13 protein-coding genes are annotated in these 22035 nt (G+C 58.0%); 5 read left to right on the top strand and 8 right to left on the bottom strand.

The window, feature by feature from the left end:
• Positions 1-31: 31 nt before the first annotated feature.
• From drmB to QRN07_RS08640, 5 genes are all read right to left on the bottom strand, one after another.
• Positions 32-1834, bottom strand: a complete 1803-nt coding sequence (drmB, locus tag QRN07_RS19760) for a DrmB family protein (protein ID WP_350224281.1) — start codon at positions 1832-1834, stop codon at positions 32-34.
• The gene (locus tag QRN07_RS08655; RefSeq protein ID WP_285240855.1) at positions 1831-4965 is read right to left on the bottom strand and encodes a helicase; all 3135 of its coding nucleotides are present in this window, start codon (positions 4963-4965) and stop codon (positions 1831-1833) included. The genes drmB and QRN07_RS08655 overlap by 4 nt, the downstream gene beginning before the upstream one ends.
• On the bottom strand, positions 4955-6535 hold the full coding sequence (locus QRN07_RS08650) for a DEAD/DEAH box helicase (protein WP_285240854.1): 1581 nt from the start codon (positions 6533-6535) through the stop codon (positions 4955-4957). Before QRN07_RS08650 ends, QRN07_RS08655 begins: the two co-directional genes overlap by 11 nt.
• Positions 6532-11178, bottom strand: a complete 4647-nt coding sequence (locus QRN07_RS08645; protein WP_285240853.1) for a DEAD/DEAH box helicase — start codon at positions 11176-11178, stop codon at positions 6532-6534. The genes QRN07_RS08650 and QRN07_RS08645 overlap by 4 nt, the downstream gene beginning before the upstream one ends.
• 211 nt (positions 11179-11389) lie before the next feature.
• Entirely contained in the window at positions 11390-12376 is a 987-nt protein-coding gene (locus tag QRN07_RS08640) for an NgoMIV family type II restriction endonuclease (RefSeq protein WP_285240852.1), read from the bottom strand.
• Positions 12377-12379: 3 nt separating this feature from the next.
• Here QRN07_RS08640 and QRN07_RS08635 point away from each other — a divergent pair, with 3 nt between their 5' ends.
• Positions 12380-13570, top strand: coding sequence for a DNA cytosine methyltransferase (locus tag QRN07_RS08635; protein ID WP_285240851.1), 1191 nt, complete (start codon positions 12380-12382; stop codon positions 13568-13570).
• A 322-nt stretch (positions 13571-13892) separates the two neighbouring features.
• Here QRN07_RS08635 and QRN07_RS08630 read toward each other — a convergent pair whose 3' ends face one another.
• From QRN07_RS08630 to hisC, 3 genes are all read right to left on the bottom strand, one after another.
• A complete protein-coding gene (locus QRN07_RS08630) occupies positions 13893-14540 on the bottom strand; it encodes a helicase associated domain-containing protein (RefSeq protein ID WP_285240850.1) in 648 nt (215 codons plus the stop codon).
• 592 nt (positions 14541-15132) lie between these two features.
• Complete coding sequence (locus tag QRN07_RS08625; protein WP_285240849.1) at positions 15133-16545, bottom strand: amino acid permease; 1413 nt, start codon at positions 16543-16545, stop codon at positions 15133-15135.
• A 51-nt stretch (positions 16546-16596) separates the two neighbouring features.
• On the bottom strand, positions 16597-17694 hold the full coding sequence (gene hisC, locus QRN07_RS08620; protein ID WP_285240848.1) for a histidinol-phosphate transaminase: 1098 nt from the start codon (positions 17692-17694) through the stop codon (positions 16597-16599).
• A 93-nt stretch (positions 17695-17787) separates the two neighbouring features.
• On the opposite strand from hisC, the gene QRN07_RS08615 reads away from it, so the two are divergent.
• The 4 genes from QRN07_RS08615 to QRN07_RS08600 all read left to right on the top strand — a co-directional run bounded on the left by QRN07_RS08615 (position 17788) and on the right by QRN07_RS08600 (position 21854).
• Positions 17788-18291, top strand: a complete 504-nt coding sequence (locus QRN07_RS08615; protein ID WP_285240847.1) for an Lrp/AsnC family transcriptional regulator — start codon at positions 17788-17790, stop codon at positions 18289-18291.
• Between the two features lie 135 nt (positions 18292-18426).
• Positions 18427-18726, top strand: coding sequence for a hypothetical protein (locus QRN07_RS08610; RefSeq protein ID WP_285240846.1), 300 nt, complete (start codon positions 18427-18429; stop codon positions 18724-18726).
• 519 nt (positions 18727-19245) lie between these two features.
• On the top strand, positions 19246-20904 hold the full coding sequence (locus QRN07_RS08605) for a thiamine pyrophosphate-binding protein (RefSeq protein ID WP_285240845.1): 1659 nt from the start codon (positions 19246-19248) through the stop codon (positions 20902-20904).
• 251 nt (positions 20905-21155) lie between these two features.
• The gene (locus QRN07_RS08600; protein WP_285240844.1) at positions 21156-21854 is read left to right on the top strand and encodes a hypothetical protein; all 699 of its coding nucleotides are present in this window, start codon (positions 21156-21158) and stop codon (positions 21852-21854) included.
• The last annotated feature ends 181 nt before the right edge of the window (positions 21855-22035 follow it).

Raw genomic sequence — 22035 nt, 5'->3', positions numbered from 1 at the left:
AGACGTGGATGCGTAACAGGTGCAGCTGCGGTCATGCACGGCTGGCAGCGATACTAGCCCGGAGTCGATGCAATACGTCCTCAAAAAACCCAGGCACCGAACCATCCGGCGTCCCAACTACTAAAACTCGGTCAAGACCCAAATTCATGCGTGAGCAGGAGGTTTCCGATGAAAGAGCACACGCATGGCATGACGCAAGGTTCATACTGTTCATACCTTGTCCTGGACTTTCCACGCAAACGGGATCGTTTGAGCACCATGAAGCTGCCTCCAGGGCCCTTATGAGTGTGCCTCTGAGCCTGTTCTTCTCACCTTCTCGTACCAAACCTCCAAGCGTCCCCTCGGTGTCATCTGAGGCCGTGTAGATCAGAATTCCGGCCTGCGAATCACTTGAATAGACTCTCTCGCGTAGAGATGCCGCCGAATATCCGCTGCCGAAGGAAAGCTGTCTCATGAGTAAATGGCTTGTCGTGTGCAGCAACAGTGAACGTGGTGTCGCTACGGGGAGGCGGGAACCGATAGGGCTTTTTTGTCGTCGCGTCTCAAGCCGAAGCGCACGGGCAATAATAACTGGATTCGACTCCCACTGTTTAAGGGAGTCCTCATTGAAGCCGATAAAGACTCCTTCACCGAATGCTTCGATCGCTGGCATCCAGTCACGACCCGCCCCACCTCGCAAGTTGGCTCGGACAAAGTCAGAATCATCCCGATAGCGTCGGAATCCCTGAAGTGCTCTCACTTCCCGCAACCGGCTGACCAGCAGGACACTCCTGACTAGATCCAGGGTCCCAACATCATGCTCCCTCCAGTACTGCGCCACGTTCTCTCGAGTAACCACGAAATTCGGGTGTCCGAGGTCCTCTCCGGACGACTGCATCACGTTCTTGAACGCGTCCCATTCCGCGTCAAGCAAACTCATCGTCTGCGACTTTTCGGGACTGGTCGGTTGGCCTTGGGCGTTCAGTCTGTGAATGACCTGCTCTTTCGTAACATGCAGCTCCTCACAAATTGTGGCAATCAGTGCAGCGGCCAGCGGCGAATCGGGAGAACTAGACACGTATGCAAAAAGATGGTGCGACTCGATCCCCTCGTCTAGTTCGTCCCTGCATGGTTCAACTTCAGGTATATCCAATGCGGAGGACACCTCCAGGGCTGTTACGTTAGTTGCTCCGCGTTGCAAAACCTCCAACCGCTCATCACAAAGTGGTTGGTTAAACTGCCAAGGTTGCCCGCCTAAGCATTTGATTCCGACGCGACGAAGGCTATCCGCAGAAGTGATGCCCCCTAGAGTCCTCTGGGCCCGGCAGCTTAGGCAAGCGACTCTCAAACCGGACAGTGCTTCACTTGTGTTGGGAACTGGCTCAAATACAAGGTCATGCCCTCCGAGAGCGCACTTGCGCTGGTCCTCGTTCGTAGGCTCGGAATGGGCCCACCTGTCCCAAGGAACATCCATAACGTGACTATGTTTAGTACAAACGGCAACAAATCGCATCGGCACCATAGCGCCGCCACACACTGCACATGCCGGCGAGGCCCCGGTTTCTTCCGAACGCTTTTGGCGGTGCATGCGCCTGCAGTCCTGGCAGAACAACCAACTCGGAAATCGAACAAAGGGAATTCCCGCGCTTTTCTCTGAAGCGAAAGATGAAACACTGGGTGGTGTTCGAAGCTCGGCGCCTCCAAGTGCAGACTCAAGACGGGCAGACACAATTCGGCTCGTAGCTGTCTTATCCCATTCTCCTACATCGGTTAGCATCAACGATTCTCCCTGATAGTCGTAGATTGCGCCAACCCCAAAAGGAGCAATCGTTTGACCGAGGCGAATATCTCTCAATGTTGTTCTCCCATTACAATTACCCGTACATTACGGTCGACGGACCTCATAGAGTTTAATGCTGGCCACGCATCCTTCGCTTCACCAAAGTTCTTTAGAAGGCTTTGCCCTCGTCGATCTACATATGAAAGCTTTTGCTGGAGAGATCGCGCCCTGCCAGCGCGGCTATCCCACTCGTTGACCAGCGTGTCGAGCTCTCGATCTGTTGATCCTTGCTCTGAAGGATCCGCCAGAGCAACAGCTTCGCGCAGAACGTCAACTGCTTTTCCAACCAATGCAGAGCCGCGATCAAACGCTTTGGCATCCGCATTCGATCTGAGTCCGGCGCCGTGGCGAACGAGGATTACAAGCGCGGCGCGCAGAGCTCGCCTCCGGGATGCACCGGACCATGGCGTGACGCTAGTTGGTTCGATATGTCTGTATAGAGACTCGTGGAACGCCTTAAACGATTCGTAATGCGAGCGGTCCCTTGGCCGCGCTGCGCGAAGCAGCGAAAGCACCACGCCGGGGACCATGCCACGGCCTACCCGGCTCGTAGCTTGAACGTACTCCGACGTGGTTTTTGGCTGCCCGTTCATCAGCATGATTCCTAGCCGCGGAACATCAATACCAACGGAGAACATGTTAGTTGTAGCTACCAGGTCTACAACCCCCGGCTCCGAACACGTCGCTCCCAAGCGGTCAAGATAGTTGACAAGATCAGACGGGCTAACATCGCCTGTCAGCTGAATGGTCGCGTCCGACTTAGGTGACCTCGATGCGTGATCTTTTGATGAACGGACAGCCAGGAGAGTCGGCACATCATCCCTCGCGATAGTAAGAGTTCGGCCAAGTTCTCGAAGACTGTTGTGGTAAGCCACGACAGTCCAGTAGGCGTCCTTGCTAGGGCCTTGCAAACCAAGTTCAACCGGCCCTTGCAGCAAGGCAACCAGCGACAGCACCGTGGCTGAAGACTGAGTATGGGCTTGAGGCATTAGGCCGATATAGAGGCGCCCCGGTCGACTGTAATCGGGTTGAGCAAAGTAGCTCTCGTCAGCATCCAAACCAGACGGCGGAAACATGTTTACGCCGCCCCTGTAAAGGGACCGAATTTGGTCGTCAGCCCCACGTATCGTTGCGGTCGACGCGATTATCTTCGGGCGCTTTCCATGCCAGGAAGCGAGTCCTAATACTGCGGCCTCATACAGGGCAACGGTCGTGCCTAACGGACCGGACAGTAGATGGAGTTCGTCCTGAATGATCAGACTGGGAGGGTCATGTACCCCACGTTGGAGACCAAATAACTCTCCAGAATCCTCAACTCGTGCCATTGTTGCAAACTTATCGACGGTTGCTAGGAGGAAAGATGGCGGCCTGTTGAACATGTCTTCATCTACGACCAGAACAGGCAAAGAATCGTGAAATTCACAATCAACATTCGGGCAAAATACGCCAAAACTCCATTTAGTGGCCCTGAAACCGTAGTCATCGGGTGAATCAGATCTACGTTCAGGCAGCAGAGCCGTCGAGCACCACGGACATTGCCGCAACTGAAAGGGATTTGTTGGAATACTCTGTCGTAGAAGCTGTTGGTAGCGTTCAAATGCCTTCTCGAAAGTGTTCGGAGTGGTTGAGTCGCCTACCCACAGTCCAATGCTGATGCTGGGTGTTGCTTGCAGCTGGGGATGACGGCGCCGGATCAGCTCCATAGCGCAGACTAGAGTTGCAGCGCGCTCAAACTGCTGGCCTGTGAGCAGACGCATCGTGTATCGAGTTATGACTGCAGTACCGCCTCCCCGATAGCCCCCGATGATTAGACGCCGAAAAATCTCGAAGGAGGCAAGCCCAAGGTAGGCCTCCGTCTTGCCGCCTCCCGTAGGGAACCAAATGAGGTCTGTGACGGAGCGATCAACATGATTTGGGTCAGCCGTTGAAGCTAGTGCGGTCAATTGAAATCCGAGCTGGAAGGGACGCCACTTGGGTTCATCCAGTCCTGACCCGTCGGGAAGAGCTAGGCCGGAGGTTGCAGGAACGAGATCTCGTGGCTTAAGCATCTGTTCGCGCATTGCTTCGTTGGCAAGCTGAAATGCCAAAAATTCATCCGGATGAGATTGCAGCCGTGCCACGCTCTCTTTCATACGTTCGATCGCCACACTGATCCGACACAGAATGCGCGAGGCAGCGGCATCGTGGGTTGGTGATAGCTGCTGTGAAAGCCTTTTTTGCACCTCATACCACTGCTCGTATCCGCTGATGAAACCGGACAAGGCCTCACACACACTTGCCGCTGAGCGATCTGGATCCGACAGGAACCGCAGGGAGAGAACCTTCTCGGCCGAATCGGCGGGCAGGACGATCGGAACCTCAACGCTAGGTATGTGTTGAGTCCAGACTGATGTAACGGCATCCGTTCGCGGTTCATCCCAGTCAACTGAACAGCCATGGCCGACTCCATACGTCTTGTTTTTTCGATAACGTAACCGCAGTTCTTCGTCCTCTGGATCCGAACTCAGAACATCGCTGGAGTGATACGGGAGAATCTGCCCGTCGCCGGCTGCGGAGCAGGTTACATGAACTTGGAAAAGGCAGTCCTCGGTGTCTGGCGGACCTTCCGAATAGCTGTGCCGTGCCGAGTTCTCGACTGCGACCGTAACGAGCCAATTTCCCTGGAAGCTACGCCAAACGGAAGAAATTGTTCCCAGACCAGCCAGCGAATGGGACGGTGCATCGGGAGTGACTAAGATTCTCGTCGAAGGTGACTCCTCCCGCACCCAGGTCTGCTGGTTCGGCTCACGGCGCTCGGCATAGGTGCCAAACGAAATGAAACACTGTACATGGGGAGTGGAAACAATGAATGATAGAGCAAGCGAGGATGGGTACCACTCGTTTGCTGCCTCAACAATGTCATCCACTTCATTGTCTTTGGGGACTGCACTAAGGGAAGCTACGGAAGCTTCTGCGGTCTCATAGTCATGGGATTCCGGCGAAGCGGATCCATCGAGTGCCTTGGGATACAGAGTTCCGACAAGGTAAGTTTTCTCAGGCCGAGACTGCAAAGCTTCATGCTGACCGCCCGCGGGACCGAGATATTCACGTGTAAGGTACGCGACAAAGTCAGTCCTTACTTCAGCTGAGACCGAATTATCCTGCATTAGAACTCCTTAGCGAGATGATGCTCTGAAGAAGACTCATGCCGCTATCGGACATGAAAATTGCTAGAGACACGCGAGGCCTTGTCATAGCTACGTAAAGTCGCTGCATCAGTATCTGAGAGTTGTCGGGATCAAAGTCAGTTACGCAAACATGCGGCGCTTCGAGCCCCTTTATGGCCGCGGCAGTCCAAATAGATCCACTCACTAGGTTTGTTCCCGGACGTACTGGCCTTAACTGCTGACGGCGAAACTGCGAAGTAAGACTAACTAGAGAATCTTCGGTATCGTCAGCGAGCGAAACGACCGCAATTTCATCCCATCGAACGCCTTCATGCGAGAGCTCAGAAAGATAGCGTTCCAGGGCAGCGGCACCAGTTTCTCGATTTTCATACTGGCGAACTACTACTTGAGGACCTTTACCCGCAAGAGGACTTCCGAGATCGGCACCAGTCAGAAGCTGCGTTTGCAAAATAATATTTGCCGTGTTGCGACAGTTATTATTCAATTCAATTATTGTAGCCATATCTTTCAGTTCTTCATACAAGGTCAATGAAAAACTGCCATCGACGTGAGCTTGGTTATTTGGATCTGCGAATATTCGCCAGCACCCCTTATCGAGTCCGCCGCGCAAGATACCTTCTATTCGAAATAAGTCCTCAACATTGAGAAGGTCTTGACCTTCATCTACCACAACGGCATCGAATAACTGCCCTTCAGGTATCTGGTCGAAGGGCCGAACTGTCACTCTGATTTCAGATAAGATGTCATTAAGTAGCTCGGCCACCCTCGGGGACCGACAAGTAAGCAGGACAGAAGCTCCGCCTTCGCAGAGTCTTCTTGCTGACTCTGCTGCCAAGAGCGTCTTACCAGTGCCTGCACCGCCCTCGCATATAATTCGTTTGTTTCGCTCCGCTGCGACAAGGAAGTTGTATTGACTTTCGGCTAACTTAACATAGGAATCCTCAAGAATGGCACTTCGCGCCTGCAAGGATAATACACGATCAAAATCCGGTCGAAGCAACTTCGTCAATCTTGCGTAGGACTGTCCGCGGGGCTTCCGGTGCATTGAAGAAATGGCGAAATCGCGCGCGTTCTCAAGTACTTTTTTCATGCGGGCGACGTTCATTTGGAGCGGTCCTGCGTGTTGTTGTTCAACCCACTCCGGGTCTTCAGGCAACTCGCAATCAGGCGTTATGACCAGGTATCCATAAGCAACATCAATCAGTGGATCTTGAGAAAAAATCGACTGGAAGTAGTACAGACCGGTACGAGCCTGCTCGAACGGACCTTCACGCTTTTCAGTGGTTTCATCATATCTGTTAGTAAATTGCCAAAGACCCTCGCGTCGAGAAACCCTGCCGCCCTTTACCTCGACCGCAATGACTGCATCGTCGAAAACAACCAGAAAATCAACTTCCGACATCCTTTTATATTCATGCTTCGGAACGTTTACTGAATATAGACACATGGCGGGCTTGTCAAATGTAATGGCAGAAAATATGTTAGCCACTTTGACCTCAGCGGGGCTTTTGACGAGGCCGAAGTGGGCCGAATCAGGAACTATTTTCATTTGGCACTTCCATGGTTATCCCATAGATGATCAAAACGTCTGAACGCCAAATCTTCTCCGAACCGATCAAAAGTGTCCTGGATGTTTACAATAAGACAAGTCCGACTTCCGCCGTTTTGCGGTCCCCTTAGCGCACGTCCCACCATTTGAATATAGGAGTTCGGGCTGAAGGTAGGCTTAGCTATATATAAAGCACGTACCCCGGGGGCATCGAACCCTTGAGTCAGCAGGTTGCAGTTCACTAGGACGCGAACAGCCCCGGCCTTGAAGTCCGAGATTTTTCGACGGCGCTCGTGCGTGCCTGTCTCGCCGCTAACAGAGGCTGCCGATATACCCCGGCTGTTCAGCAAAGCGGCAAGGACATGTGCCGAGGTCACCGATGCTGTGAACACGAGTGTGGGCCAATCGTCCGGGAGAGAGAGAATATCCTCCAGCAGCGTCTTTGTGCGCTGTTGATCGCGGCCCAGATCGTCAAGGACGCTAGTTGGAATCAATCGTTTCTGTTGCAACTGGTCGAGATCGCTATCGCTGAGTTTGACGCGTACGCCATCGAGGACACGGTGCTCAACAAGTGAGAGCACTCCAAGATCCTGAAGTTTTCGATACGGGTCGTTCCCCAACGCGTCCAACTTATTCCCGCCGTAGCGCATGACAAGCCGGCGCGTTTCAGTGTCGCTTTGACCCTTGAACGGGGTTGCAGTGAGTCCGAGCAAGGGCCTTTCGTTCCTTCTGGCTCCTATTCCGAACCGATCGAGGATCTCTGTGTACTCCTTACCCAGAGACAGGTGTGCTTCGTCGACAACGATAAGCGAGGCGTTCCTAAGCCAGTCGTAACTCTCTTTGGCGAGTGCGCGGACAAGCTTGGCCTCCGTACATACAATCACCGCTAAATCCGTATCGTATTGCGGTACCTCATTGCGTCCGCCCCACAGACGGCCGATGCGTAGCGGCCTGTGGTCACCGAACTGCCTCCAGACTTCGGTCCAAGACTCCACAGCTTGCTCACAGAGTTCATCGCTTTGGGCGATCCATACGACGTGCCCTAGAAGCCCGTCTTCAACGAAAGAGCGGACTACAGCCTCGGTAGCAACTCGAGTCTTTCCCGCACCGGTGGGAAGGAATAGGAGTGCGCGCCCGTTAGTCGAAACTAGAGTGCGAACCTGGTTGGCAAGGTTCTGCTGGTATTCGTGTAGGTCTCCTAAACCCGGTTTGCCGAGTACGTCGAAGAAGGGCTCCCTGGGAGGCATCTTCTCGCCAGCGTATTCGGGTGCAAAGCCAAGGGAGTGTACAAAAGCCAAGGCAGCTGGACTACTCGCCCACCTTTCTGGAACAGGCAAGCCCGATTCAACCAGATCAGTTTTTAGCCGTTCCAAAACCGCAAATCCATGGACGTGTATTGCTAACGTCGCAAGATCTTGTTCGTGATCAGGCTGGCCAAGGGTGGCCAGCATGTTCACCAACTCCGTCGGCAACACGCGCGTAAGGGCCTGCTTAGCAACTAAGACCCGAAGTCGTTCAGCATCCGTTGTACACATACGTGACTGTTCAATTTTCTCACTGACGCTTGTAAGGCGCTCCTGTTCTAAAACTCGATCGATATCCGTGGTATTTAGGCCCAATCCACAGGATGCCGACAGAAATCTAAGAATCTCAGAGTCCTCAAGATTCTCAACGTGGAAAATGACTTCGTTGTCTCGACCTATTGAGACGGAATCAGCTTCCAGCCCTATAGGACTAGAAGTCTCATAGACGAGTTCTCGGCAGGCGATCAGTGATATTCCGTCCACTTGCGGGAAGGGCCGAAGGCTTCGGAATTTGTCGTAGACCGGGGTCGGCTCGCTTACATCCGTCGCCTCTAGACGCGATCGCATGACGTCGGACGCCAAACTGCATTGCAGGGCATGAACGAGCGCCTCCGAACTTATCGACGAACGGCATGCAACAAAAGGGAGACTGCGTTTTTGTAGCGCTTCAACCTGCTGCTGATCGGTCGCAACATAGAGCCCGCTACCTCGAGTCAAGGTGCACTGTTGGCCCAAAACTGCCGGGACAACGTCAAGATCAAGTTCTCCTTGTGTGTCGCTGCTGAGTGCGGCAGCGAGTAATTCCCCCAGCTTCCAGGGATCGGCCTCCTGAGGTTGCGAGACCAGAAACTCGCGCCAAATGGCGATGCCTACTTCATTGATCTCATGTGGGATCTCGAGTTCACGTGACGCAGTAGCCGGTATCACGGGAAGAAAGAGGGCAAAGTCGATCAGTTGCGCAGATACGCATTGATCGGTCGGACGTTTTCCCCATACGGTTTCATGAACACCCAGCTCTTCGACTGCCGCCATGTGGGGCGCTGCTACTGGAATCGGTTGGACGCCGCTGTTCAAACCCAGCGCGACGTACCATCGCAGCTCTGTCTTTTGGCGCAAAAGATGGGTGGTCCAGGCTGTGGCCGCCTCCAGATCCCCGGTATCGCGGAACTTCTGAAGTACAAACAATGGAGCTAGTCCGTCGGCGTTAGCAAAAAGCGCCCCATCATAGTTCCGCCTCAGCAGACGATCTTTAATCAAACGCTCGCGAATGGAGCGCTCGTACTTCTTGAAGAAAAAGTCGTGCCTGTAGGTGGAAATAGCGGTCGGCCGATCAGTGACACCAAGGTTGGAAAGTACAGAACTGTGATCTTCGAAGAAGTCCCTGTCCAACACTAGGCTTGGATCCACTGGGTCAATCCACCCTGGTGCTATAACGGCAGATGCGGAGGACCAGCAACCACTAGCGGTCAGAACTTTAAGATTCGCATGCGCCAAGTGATGATCAGCGAGCGTCTTGGTCGCGTCATTATGGGGAACATCGAGGACAAGATTCCAATACTGTTGCCAATGGGAACTTGTCCACTTGCTCGATATTCGATTTGTTACATGCATTAGTTCGTCGGCAGGACGAACATCAGTGAAGCCGAGCTCGCGGAGGGCCAGCTCCACTCCTGCGACCACTAGAAATGAAGGATTGACAACAGCAATTCCGGCCATGCTAGTCAACGATGTACCCCCAAGAAATATACTCTTGACGGCGTCAGCGCGGTGCATCTCGTTTGCAGAATCCGGTATAATTTTGGCAGCAACAGCCGCTTTTCGAGTGACAGCATCCGTCAGATGGCTAATTATCCTGAGCGCTATGGCGCAATCGGAAGAAGACTTGCTCCTCGTGAGCATCTCGAGCCATCGCGAAATCACCACTTCCTTGGGTGATTTAATCTCGCGGTCTCCCCTGATCAACGCAGATAGTCGAGCGCGTCGAGTCGCTGTTGAGTAGCAGCTCCAGTGCGGAAAATCATTTGGGGCTGCCAACGAAGACTGCCATAGTCCGATGGTTTTGCCGTCGAGGTCATGGTCAAGACTGACAGAGCGGAGCATAGACGCTCTTACCATTGTTCCCTGAGTGTCCGGTACGAACGCGACTTGACGCGCAAGCTCCGGGACAATTGTCGACAGGTGCCTGTCGGCGTCACTTTGCGCTTCGCGTCCGCGCGCCGGCATGTAGTCAAAATGTCGAGCTGGATCATCTGCCGTCGACAGTTGCGGCACAGTCGTCAGGAGTAATGCCGCGCAGACATCCAGAATCTCGTCGTTGAAAACGCCAGAAAGCAGGCTGGTCCTGTCATCGTTGATCCTCCACGGTGCGTTGAAGATGCCTTTAGCCGTGGTTGCGTCCTTCAGAGGGAAGTAGGCCCAAAACTCGCCGCGTCCTCCAGACCCACCTATGGCTGGGGCGGCGTAGGAGACTGTGATCTCGTCTCGTACAATCACATCGCCGATTTCCATGCGAGCGAGAGCTGACGGTTTATGGCGACGCCGGCTAACATGCCATTGTGTCGTCCCGCCATCTGGCTTGGAAATCTCAAATAGGCCAGTTTCAATTTCCCGACAAGTATGAACTTGGTGAAAAGAAACTTCCGCAGCATCCCTGATGTCAATTGAGAGTTCGGAAACGCTAGGGACAAAGAGTAGGAACTCAGTTCTAAGATTTTCCAGATCTCTACGAATCTTCAAGTTTGATCCGTTAAGCGGAAGCTTGACAACAGTTGTCGCCCATTCCATGAGCCCCCTGAGCTCTGGATCGCATGCCGCTGCCCTTTCAGCGTTCTCCAGCCAAGGTATTCTCAGCAACGGTGTCACTGTTCCTTCAGGCTCAACCGCGGCCAGGAGAGACTTTGAAAGCTGTCTATCGAACTTCACCGAGATGCTTCGACTGTATATATGCGGACTGTCACTCACCCCAAGGACAGATTTAAAACCCAATCCAAATCTGCCGATTTCTTCGCCCCTTTTGCCACTCACAAAGGCGTGGGTGATGGCGTTCAGGCCAACTTCATCGAAAGCAAGGCCCTCATTGGCGCAGTAAAAGGCACTGTCCGTCAGCACAAGGGCAACTTTGCCTCTTCCGCCCGATTTGAGAATAGCGTCTGCCGCGTTTTGAACTAGTTCCAAAACTTGTCGGCTAGCATATCCACCAGTTCTGAACGATTCTTCCTGGTTAGCGTGCTCCTCGATGAGCAGGGGGTCAGCCGTATAGGCACCAAGCGCGCTCTCCCCCTGGCTCGTAACCCAACTCTCGAGTCGCTCGTCAGCGAGCCAATTCCCCATGTCTTCCATCTGAGAATTGTCTTATGAAGTATCCAAAGTACCCAGCATTGCGTCCGCGAGGCGGGGCGAATTATGTGTTTCGGATGGTTAAGCGGCAAGGTTACGGAACGAAGTAGTCGGACCTCTTCCCTTGGATCCGCAACAACTCCGTCTCTATGGAGACCTGAAGACAGCGCAGCCTAATGGACGGTCCACTTCAATGCACCTTCTTGCGATTGTCTTAGAGTCTAAAAAGAGCGCTTTCCTCAAGTCCCTCGTCCGCTTCGCCACGCCTGGTTGCTTCTTCTTCGGCGGCAGCAACAGCGCCCTCCTGCACCGCTGGGCGAAGAGCCAGCGGCAGTGATTGCACTGCTTTCACTAAGTCGTCATAGTCACGGATACGGCCCTGATTCAGTAGGCGGTCGAAGGTGATGCCGGGACTCCAATTCTTGCCGCGCTTTCTCGACCGGACCTTATCCATGGCCCGGATTAGGGCCGGACGGTCCAAGTGATATACGTAGTCGACAGATCCTGAGCCGTCCGCCAGAATTTTGAGCATCGCCGGACGTGGTTCCATCGTAATGACGGCATAGTGGGGCATCGGACCCCGGCGCTGGGATGCCAGCTTAGAGCCCTGAGAAACACAATCTTGAGCCCGGTCGGTGCGGAGCGTCCACTTAGACGACAAACCAAGACGAAGTACGGATTCCTTGCCCGGTTCCTCCGTGGCACACGTCAGGTCTAGCCTCAGCAACGACTCCTCCGGCATGTAGAGCTTCAGGCGCTCACTGATTCGGTCCTGCTCCGCGAATTTCGTGGCTGCTGAGTTCAGGCTCGTCATGAGCCTTGTCGCCGGCCCCGACGGCGGTAACTTCTCGGCGATTTTCCGCAACTGCTCGATAGTCGTCCCAGCGTTGACATGCCCATCTTTGAACTCCGGAAAGACTCTCAGGTGCGCATACTGTTCAAACTCCAGCGCCGAACGCGACCGCCGGATGACGAGGTCAGACCGCATCGGCCGTAGATGTCCTTGAATTGCCTCCTCAAGCCTCGCACCGGGATCGTTGCCACCAGGCCTGTCCTCCGGAACACCAAGCTCCTCGAAAAGTGCCCGACCAAGCTCCACAGATCCGGGGTCGCCCGCGTCAGAGGTGTTGGGAAAGCGGGTAATGTTCTGCTGCTTATCGAGGCGAAAACCGCATAGTTGAGCGGCGAATGGAGCGGGCATGCTATGAGCCTTGCATTAAGAGTGAGCAACACCCCAACCGGACACACCGCCAGCTCGAATGTCACACCCCTCTGGAAGGATAGGATTACGACCGGGAAGGGCATCATGGACATACGCACAATTGACTTATTCGCAGGCGCCGGAGGACTCTCTCTTGGCTTCGAGCAGGCAGCGCTGGGCTTCATGCCAATCTTCGCTGTGGAGATCGACAAGGCGGCCGCAGGCACTTACGAACGGCACTTCGGGTGCTCCGTGGAGACCGGGTCCGTCACCGACGTGGAAACGTTCCCCGACGCCGACGTGATAATCGGCGGCCCGCCCTGCCAGGGATTCTCACCGCTCGGGCGTAACCGCGATGACGAATCCCGCGCCGAGCTCAACGAACTCTGGCAACAGTACCTCCGCGCGGTCCGGCAAGTCCGGCCCGCAGCTTTCGTGATCGAAAACGTACCCGAGTTTCAGAAGTCGGCTCAGTTCCACGCACTCCTAGAGGCTATGGGAACCGACCCTGTCCTCAAGGAATATGCCTTCGCTTACGGCCCCCTCAACGCCGCCGAGTATGGAGCGCCTCAGCGCCGCATCCGTGGCATCTTCTTGGCCGTCCGCGGCGCCGAAGACGTAGCCTGGCCCCCACCCATCACTCACGGACCCAACGCTGACAGCGGCACGCCCTACGTCACCGTGCGCGACGCTATCGGCGACCTACCGCACTATCCGTCTGCTGTAGAGCCGGAGGTCGTCGAGAGCCTCGCTGGTGACCGTCAGGAACTCCACCTGAAGCGCAACCCGCGCCCGACGAGCCTAGAACGCTACAAGGCAATTCCCGAGGGGGGCAACAGGTTTGATCTCGCGCGCAACCGCCCGGACCTCCTTCCCCGGTGCTGGGCCGAGAAACCGACCGGCACAACAGACGTTATGGGACGCCTTTGGTGGGAGCGCCCATCCCCAACCATCCGCACTGAGTTCTTCAAGCCAGAGAAAGGCCGTTACCTCCACCCCGACGCGCACCGCCCCATCACGCATCGCGAGGCCGCCCGGCTGCAAGGCTTCCCTGATAACTTCATCTTCGAAGGCTCTAAGATCGAGATCGCGCGACAGATCGGCAACGCCGTCCCGACGGCGCTAGCCCAAGCAATCGCCCGGCATCTTCACGAGGCACTTATCGCTCAGTGGGAGAACGCCGCCGTGGCCTAAATCACCACAGCAGAAAAGCCGCTCTTGAATCTCTAGGGCGGCTTTTCCATCGATGAGCGCAGTTCTGCAGTTGGCGAAGCTTAATACGTTGTGGCTGTTGTCAAGCGATTCTTGGCATCGGCGATGTCTGAGCGATTCCGCTGCGCAGGCTACGCCGCTCGTGTGTTCGGGACCTTGCCAGCCCTCCAGGTTGCCGGGCACGGCGGTTGGGGACACTCGTTATGGAGGGGTACAGCTCTCAGGAACTACCGAACATATCGCATAAGCTGATCCCCTGCGGGATTACGTTTGGGGAGAGCAAACCCAGGTCCTAAGGTTCCGATTAGCTGCTCGCGTTTCGTCCCCGTCTGCCCTTCCGCCATCCTGGAATTAGCTTATCCAGCTGCGACTTCTTGCCTGCATCCAGCTTGCCCGTTCGGTCGTTTATGCGTTGGCCATGCAGCCAGACACCCAAAACCCGTTCTGATTGGTCTTTCGTTTTGTTGTGCCGTGGCCAATCGTTGCCAGCAGCCCTGTAGGCAGAGACCTCAACCAAGCGCTGTTTCCAGCGCTTCTCGTCATCGACCTGTTTTGTGGAAGACCTGCCCCATCCCGGAATCACATCGAGCGCTACGGCGTAGATCGGGGACAAGGTCCCTTGCGCTGCTTCTTGACGGCGACGGCGCAGCCAGGCGGACAGCGCCTTTTCGTGGGCTGAGCGTTTTGTGGGCAAACGGCCTTCGGCCAGGTAGAGGGCGACGATGTTTTCAAGGTTCCTCTGGCCGGCCAATGTCAGCCGCTGTTGGGCTACAGGGAGAGCCGCACGGTGCTCACTCCTAATACTTGGATCGAGCTTGGCGGCAATGGCCAGGTGATACCTTACAGTCGACTCAGAGACGGCGGCGCCCGCGGCGATCTTCGGCGTAGTAATACCTCGCCTGTACATGAGCACCCATTCAGCATCGGGGGCGGCGCGTTTGCTCGGGGTCATGAGTATGGCGGTGCCATGACCGCGGGGGTTCGCCGTTGAAGTGCGGCCTTATTTAAGGCAGCGATCCGCTGCCGAAGGAACCCAATAGTGACGACCAAGGCTTACACCCTAGGTCCGAGTACCGAGACCGTGAACATCACGTAGAGAACACCAATAGCACCGAAGGCAGGGCTGAGATTCATTGCTTTCCCCCGAAATTTGTTAGTCCTAGACTAGCTGGCTGGAATAGGTATTTGCGAACATAAAAGCAGTCCTCTGGGTGTTTGCACACTGTGGATCTCCGACCAACAACGACCACCCGCAAACTGTGGGGACGCCGGAAAATCGATTCCTGATATCGCGCTCAACGAAATGGAGAATGAGCTTTCATGCTCGCCAAACACTATGACTGGGGTTGCCTCATTCCGTCAGGAAGTTCTTGACGGACGTTTGACGGGGCGGTTCACGGGACGTACGGGTGGAATTCACCCGATCCTCGCCGAAGGCAATCCCTGATCGACGGCGGATGCCGAAGCGCCCGCATCCGGCATTCAGCGGCTGGCGTCGTCATCTACGATGCCAGCCGCTGAAATAGTGGAAGCCCGAAGCGCCTTCAGTCGGCGAGCACCGGCTGCTTGGTACTGTCCGAGGCTTCAAAAACAGGCACAGCCTTACGGTTACGCCTGTTCATCCAGCAGCCCACTGCCAGCAGCGCCACGAGCCCGAAGGTGCTCAACAGCTGCGGCCGCGAATCCTCGCCGATGAAGCCCACCGTGAAGATCGCCGCGAGGATGAGGAGTCCAAGGCCACTGAGCCACGGGAAGCCGGGCATCCGGAGGGGCAGTTCCGTGCCCTGGCGGTCGGCACGGAGACGCAGCGCTAGCTGGGCAAGGAGCGCGGACGTCCACACGAGCAGGCAGGTCGATCCCACGATGTTCAGCAGAACGCCAAGGACCATCTCGGGGAACATCAGCTCCAGCACAACTGTGACAACGCCGAAGGCGACGCTGGCCAGGACTGCTGCCACCGGCACCCGCGCCTTCGAAACTGAAGCAAGCCAGCTCGGCGCCTCACCGCGCTCGGCCAGGGAGAACGCCATCCGCGAGGCACCATAAAGGTTCGCATTGAGGGCGGAGAGCAGAGCCGCGACGGCCACCAGGGTGATGGCGGTCGCCGCACCCGGCATGCCGGCGGCGTCCAGCACAGCGGCGAACGGGCTCTTCAGCCCCTCAGATCCCACCGGAACCACAGCCGCGATCACGAAGATGGCACCGATGTAGAACACCAGGATGCGCCACAGCACCGTCCGGACAGCCTTCTTTACACTGCGGGCCGGCTCGGCAGTTTCAGCTGCCGCCACGGATACGATCTCGGTGCCGCCGAACGCGAACGCCACCACGAACAGCGCCGTCGCAATGCCACTAAAGCCGTTGACCGCGAAGCCCTCCCCCATGAAGTTGGACAGGCCCGGCGACTGCACTCCGGGAATCAAGCCAAATAGCAGCGCAAAGCCCACCAGCAGGAACCCGACGATCGCCGCCACCTTGAGCAGGGCGAACCAAAACTCGAATTCACCGAAGTTCTTCACGCTGGTCAGGTTCACGGCGGTGAGCACCACGATGAACACGAACGCCATCAGCCACACCGGCAGGGCGGGGAAGATCGTGGCCAGCAGGCCGGCCGCGCCCAGCGCCTCGGCCGCGATGACCACCACCAGCTGGATCCACCAGAGCCAGCCGACCGTGGCTCCGGCCACCGACCCGTAGGCCTTGGCAGTGTAGACGGAGAAGGCGCCGCTGTCCGGGTTGGCGGCGGCCATCTCGCCGAGCGCCCACATCACCAGGATGATGAGGGTGCCGGCCACGAGGTAGGAGATCAGCACCGCCGGGCCGGCGGCCTGGATGCCGGCGCCGGAGCCAATAAACAGGCCGGCACCAATGGCGCTGCCCAGGCCCATCATGGTGAGCTGGCGGGGTTTCAGGGCTGCGCCGAGGGGGCGCGCAGACGTCATTGTCTGTTGTTCCATGGAAATTCCTCTGGTTGTAGTGGAACGGATTGGAGAGAAGCCAGAAAGGTGTCAGGCCGCGTGGGCTGCGAGGAGCCGGAGCACGCGGTTGTTAGAGGCGGGGTCGGCCACGGTGATCCGCACGCCGTCGCCCTGGTACGCACGGACCATGATGCCCGCGTCATTGAAGGCGTCCACCAGCGTCGCCAAAAGCACGGCGTCGGCACGGATCCACAGGAAGTTGCCCTGGCTCGGCTGCAGCGTCCAGCCCTGCTCCTGGAGCTCCGCGGCCATCCGGGCACGCTCTTGCTTGACGGCAGAAACCCGCGCTGTCATTTCCTCCCCCGCGTCCAGCGAGGCGACGGCGGCCTTCTGCGCCAGCGCGCTCACGGCGAACGGCAGGGCGGTGCGGCGCAAACCCTCGGCGATTGCCGCCGTCGTAATGGCATACCCGACGCGCAGGCCGGCGAGTCCGTAGGCCTTGGAGAAGGTGCGCAGGATGCAGACGTTCGGGTACCGGCGGTAGAGCGCCAGGGAATCGGGGCCGGTGCCGGCGTCGGCGTACTCCACATAGGCCTCGTCGATCACCACCAGGATGTCGGGGCGGACGGACTGCAGGAAGGCCTCGAGGCTGTGGTGGCTGATCGGCACGCCGGTGGGGTTGTTGGGCGTGCAGAGCAGGATCATCTTGGTGCGGCCGGTGACGGCGGCGGCCATGGCCTCAAGGTCGTGGCCCTCAGCATCGTCCAGCGGGATACGAACCGGCCGGGCGCCTGCCAGCTCCACCAGGATGGGATAGGCCTCGAACGAGCGCCACGCGAAGATCACCTCATCGCCGGCGTCGCACAGTCCGGTGATGATCTGCTGGAGCACGCCCACACTGCCGGGCCCCACCGCCACCTCTCCGGCCGTGACGCCCAGGTGCCGGGCAATCCGTTCACGGAGTTCGACGGCGGCACTGTCCGGGTAGCGGTTCATCGTTCCGGCCGCCGCGGCCACCGCGGCCGTGGCCGCGGGCAGTGGCTCGTAGTGGCTTTCGTTACTGGCGAGGGCTGCAATGTCCGTGCCGGCGCTGCGTCGGCCCGGAACGTAGGACGGAAGTCCGGCCACAGCGCCACGAAGGGTGGGCAGCGCGCTGTCCGATGCGGTCAGGAGTTGATCACGGGTCATGAGGACCGATCATGGTTGTGACTCGGCCCACATGGCAAGATACGCTCAACCCCTTGGGACTTCTGCTCAACTTCTACAGTGTCTGGTGAAAATATGACCACCGCTACCTCTCGCACCCTCGATTCCCTCGACGGCAGGATCATCCTGGCCCTCGATAAGGATCCGGAAGCCAGCGCCCTGGCACTCTCCCGGACACTCGGCGTCGCGCGGAACACGGTCCACGCCCGGCTGGCACGGCTCGAACGCAGCGGCGCCCTCCGCTCCTTCAGCCGCAGGCTGGACCCCGCCGCGCTCGGATACGAACTGATGGCCTTCCTTTCCCTTTCGATCAGCCAGACGCGGACGGGGTCGGTGGAAGACGGGCTCGCCGCAATCCCGGAGGTCATCGAGGTACACGCCACCACCGGGGACGCGGACCTCATGACCAAGGTGGTGGCCCGCGGCACGGCCGATCTCTACCGCATCACCAACGAGATCCTGGAGATCGACGGAATCGAGCGGACCAGCACCGCCATCTCCATCCTCGAACTTATGCCGCCCCGCTACGACGGCCTCATCAGCCGGCTCTCGGAACAGGAGTCACGCGCCGCCGACTGACCGCGGGTGATCCGCCGATGCATGAGGTACCCACCAGAGGCGCTATGAATGTTTTGCATTTTGCCCTCACAGAACGTCTCGTTTCAGGCGTTCGGCTCATGGTCTTGGGAGCGCCCACCAGCGCTCTGGCGGCATATGATTCTCGATGCATCATTTACTTATTTCTATTTGGGGGAATCCTTGAAGACGTCCATTGCATCTCTTGCTCTTGTAGCCGTTCTCGCCTTGACGGCATGCGGCGGAGCAGGGAGCACCACAAACAGTGCTGCCGACTCCAATACGACGCAGGAGGCTCCGAAGGTTCCCGACCTGACCGGCGCTTGGAAGCAGAGCAACCCGAACAGCGAAAAGTCGTACCAGCAGGCAAGCATCACCGCCGACAAGCTGACCATCGAGTGGGTTTCCGATGGTGGCAATACGACCTCGATCTACTGAGTCGGAACGTTTGCCGGCCCAACGAACGCCAGTGAACCGTACACCTGGACGTCGGAGCGGAATGTCGATGCCACTAAATCCGCCCTCCTCGCGTCCAACGACGCGACCAAAGAATTCAAGTACGAAGGCGGCAGCATCAGCTATAAAGTGAGCGCAATGGGGACCAACACAACCGTAAACCTCAAAAAGAACTGATACCGAAGCATAAGACTGTGACGTTTACGTCGGGTGAGACTGCACGAAATGCTCTGCTTCGCTGAATCCACAGAGATGGCTGCTGCTCATGAGATCAGCAGCCATCTCTATATGGCAGCCCCAAGACCCTTAGCGATATAGCGTTCGAGTTAGACGTCAACGGGTGTGACCGGGTCTCTTGAAGCACCGCAGAGAACAGAGCCATTGCCCCGTATTTTTAGCATCGCTGGGCGATTTGTCACTCTTCTGAGCTTTCGCCGCCAATAAGCCCAGGTCCAATCCGTTCTCTTGCCGATCCGTGATACAGCGCACACGCTTGGCAGCATGACTTCACTCACCGTTTCCGGCCGCGTGGCACAGGTTCTCAGCAGCTATGCCAGCGACGTCTTCGGCGTCATGGGCAACGGCAACGTCTACTTCCTTGACGCCGCGGAGCAGCAGGGCCTCCGCTTCACCCCCGTCCGGCATGAGGGCGCCGCCATCGCCGCGGCCGACGCCTACTACCGCGCGTCGGGACGGCTCGCCGTGGGCACCACCACCTACGGCCCCGGCTACACCAATGCGCTCACCGCCTTGGCCGAAGCTGTCCAGGCGCAGATCCCCGTCGTGCTGGTCACCGGCGACGCCCCCACCAGCGGCGCCCGGCCCTGGGACGTGGACCAAACGGCCATCGCCGCCGGCCTCGGCGCAGCCACCTTCACCGTCACCCGCGACGCCGCGGGCGCCATCACCCGACAGACGGTGGAGTTCGCAGTCACCCGGAGCACTGCAGTCGTGCTTGCCATTCCCTATGACCTGGCCGCACTCGAGGCTGCGGACGAAGACCTTCCGGTGGCGTCCGCACAACAGGCGAGGGACGACGGCGACGGCGGCCTTGGGCAGGCAGCCCGCCTGCTCGCCGGGGCGAAGCGGCCGCTGATCCTCGCGGGCCGGGGCGCGCACCTCGCCGGGGCCGGCCCCGAGCTCCGCGAACTCGCCGACCGCCTCGGCGCCCTGACCGCCGGAACCGCCCTGGCGCTCAACCTCCTCAATGGCGAGGGGTACCTGGGCGTGGCAGGCGGCTTCGGCACCGACACCGCGGCCGGCCTCATGGGCGAGGCCGACGTGGTCCTGGTGGCCGGGGCAAGCCTGAGCCCCTTCACCCTGCGGTTCGGGCACCTGATCGGCCCGGATGCGACTGTCATTCAGATCGACACGGCGGTGGAGCCGACGAATCCACGGGTTGATGTTTTCGTTCAGGCGGATGTGAAGTCTGCTGCGTCGGGGCTTCTCTCTTTGGTTGAAGGAGAGGCTGCGGCTGTTGCTTGGCGCGAGGAAGCGTCCAAGCAGCTGGCTGCGGGGCCGGGGCATGACCTGGGCTCAACCGAGACGGTGGACGGCCGGTTGGACCCGCGCACCTTGGCCACCGCCCTGGATGCCGTGTTGCCGGTGCGCCGCACGGTGGTCCAGGACGGCGGGCACTTCATCGGCTGGGCACCCATGTACTGGAACATCCCGCGGCCGCAGGACCTGGTGATGGTGGGGACCGCTTTCCAGTCGATCGGGCTGGGATTGGCGAGTGCCGTCGGGGCAGCCCGTGCCCTGGAGGACGGCCGCACCCTGGTGCTGGCCTCCGGCGACGGCGGTTTCCTGATGGGCCTGGCCGACCTCGAATCGCTGATCGGTGCGTCCCGCAGCGCGATCGTAGTGATCTACAACGACGCCGCCTACGGTGCTGAGATCCACCAGTACGGGTCCCAGGGCCTGTCCGAAAAGCCGATGCTGATCCCCGAGGTGGACTTCAGCGGGGTTGCCCGGGCGCTCGGCGCCGAGTCGGCGATCATCCGCTCGCTGGCGGACCTTGACGCGCTCACAGAGTGGATCGACGCCGGCGCCAAGGGGACCTTCGTGGCCGACTGCCGCATCACCTCCAGCGTCCGCGCCCCGTGGCTGAGCGAATGGATGCAGGCCTCACAGGCGGCGAAGGCGGCAGTGGCAAGGTAGCAGGAATTCGCCGGCCGCCCCTCTAACATTTCCCACAATAAGACTGGCTTTGAGACCTGCTGAAGCACTTTTACTATCGAACCGGATCAATTGGGGGGTCCCTATGCTTTTGGTCAAGCTGCTTGGGGAGTCTTTTCTTGGTAGAGGGTTCCGTTTTGAGCATGGCGAAGGCGGCGTCGCAGCGGCGCTGGGCGAGGAACCGCTCCGGCGCTACACTCAAATAGCAGCACTCGGCCAAGATGAGGGGAACAATGCCCGACGACTGGTTTAGTCCCGTTTTACAATTCCTCAGTGCGATCATCTGGCCCGTGGTCGCGCTCATCATGGTTTTCTTATTTCGCGAACCAATCCGCCTCTTCATAAACGAAATATCAGAAGTGACAGGTCTCGGAGCGAGTGCAAAACGTTCTGCGATCCGACGATCTGAGGAACTCAGAGATAGTACCCAAACTGAGGCTGAAGATGAAGCCGATGTGACTGATCAGGTGGAACGTCGAAGCGAAGACCCGGACCCGCGCAGCACTACTCCTGCCACTCCCAGTTGGCTGGCCTTTGTCGAGAAACAAATTGACAGCAACCTGCGCTGGGCTCAACGAAACACTCGGGCCGCGTCCTCCGCGGTATGTGGGGAAATCGTACGTTCAACGTATACCGATCTTCGCCTTGGCATCCGACTGGTGGGCTACAGCGTCGGCGGCCACGATGCTGTTTCTGGAAAAAACCTGCCGCACGTCGCCCCGCAGATAATTCTAAAACGCGTTGGCGCTCCCCCCGAACTCATTGAGCAGGTAGTACAAGTCAGAACCTTTGCCACACAGGTTCGCCGACAAGAGCTTAAGGCCAACGAACAGGCGGCCGAAAACTTTATCGACTCGCTTCTGGACCTTAACCACAGCCTCTTTCGCTGGTGGGAAGAAGCAGAAGCCGAGCGTCCCGCGCTTTCTACCTAGTTGGGGCGTCTATGTAGGCTTCTCAGTGAGGAGACTGCCACGCACCTCGTAACGACTATCCCTTCGTTTTGGCGGCCCGTGGGGCAACGGACGAGGAGCTTCCGGCGCCGCGGGCAGCAAGAGTGACGGACGACGTCGACGGCGGCCTTGGGCCGGCAGCCCGCCTGCTCGCCGGTATCAG

Source organism: Pseudarthrobacter sp. MEB009 (assembly GCF_030208875.1).
GTDB lineage: Bacteria > Actinomycetota > Actinomycetes > Actinomycetales > Micrococcaceae > Arthrobacter.
This window is presented reverse-complemented; position numbering and strand designations above follow the sequence as displayed.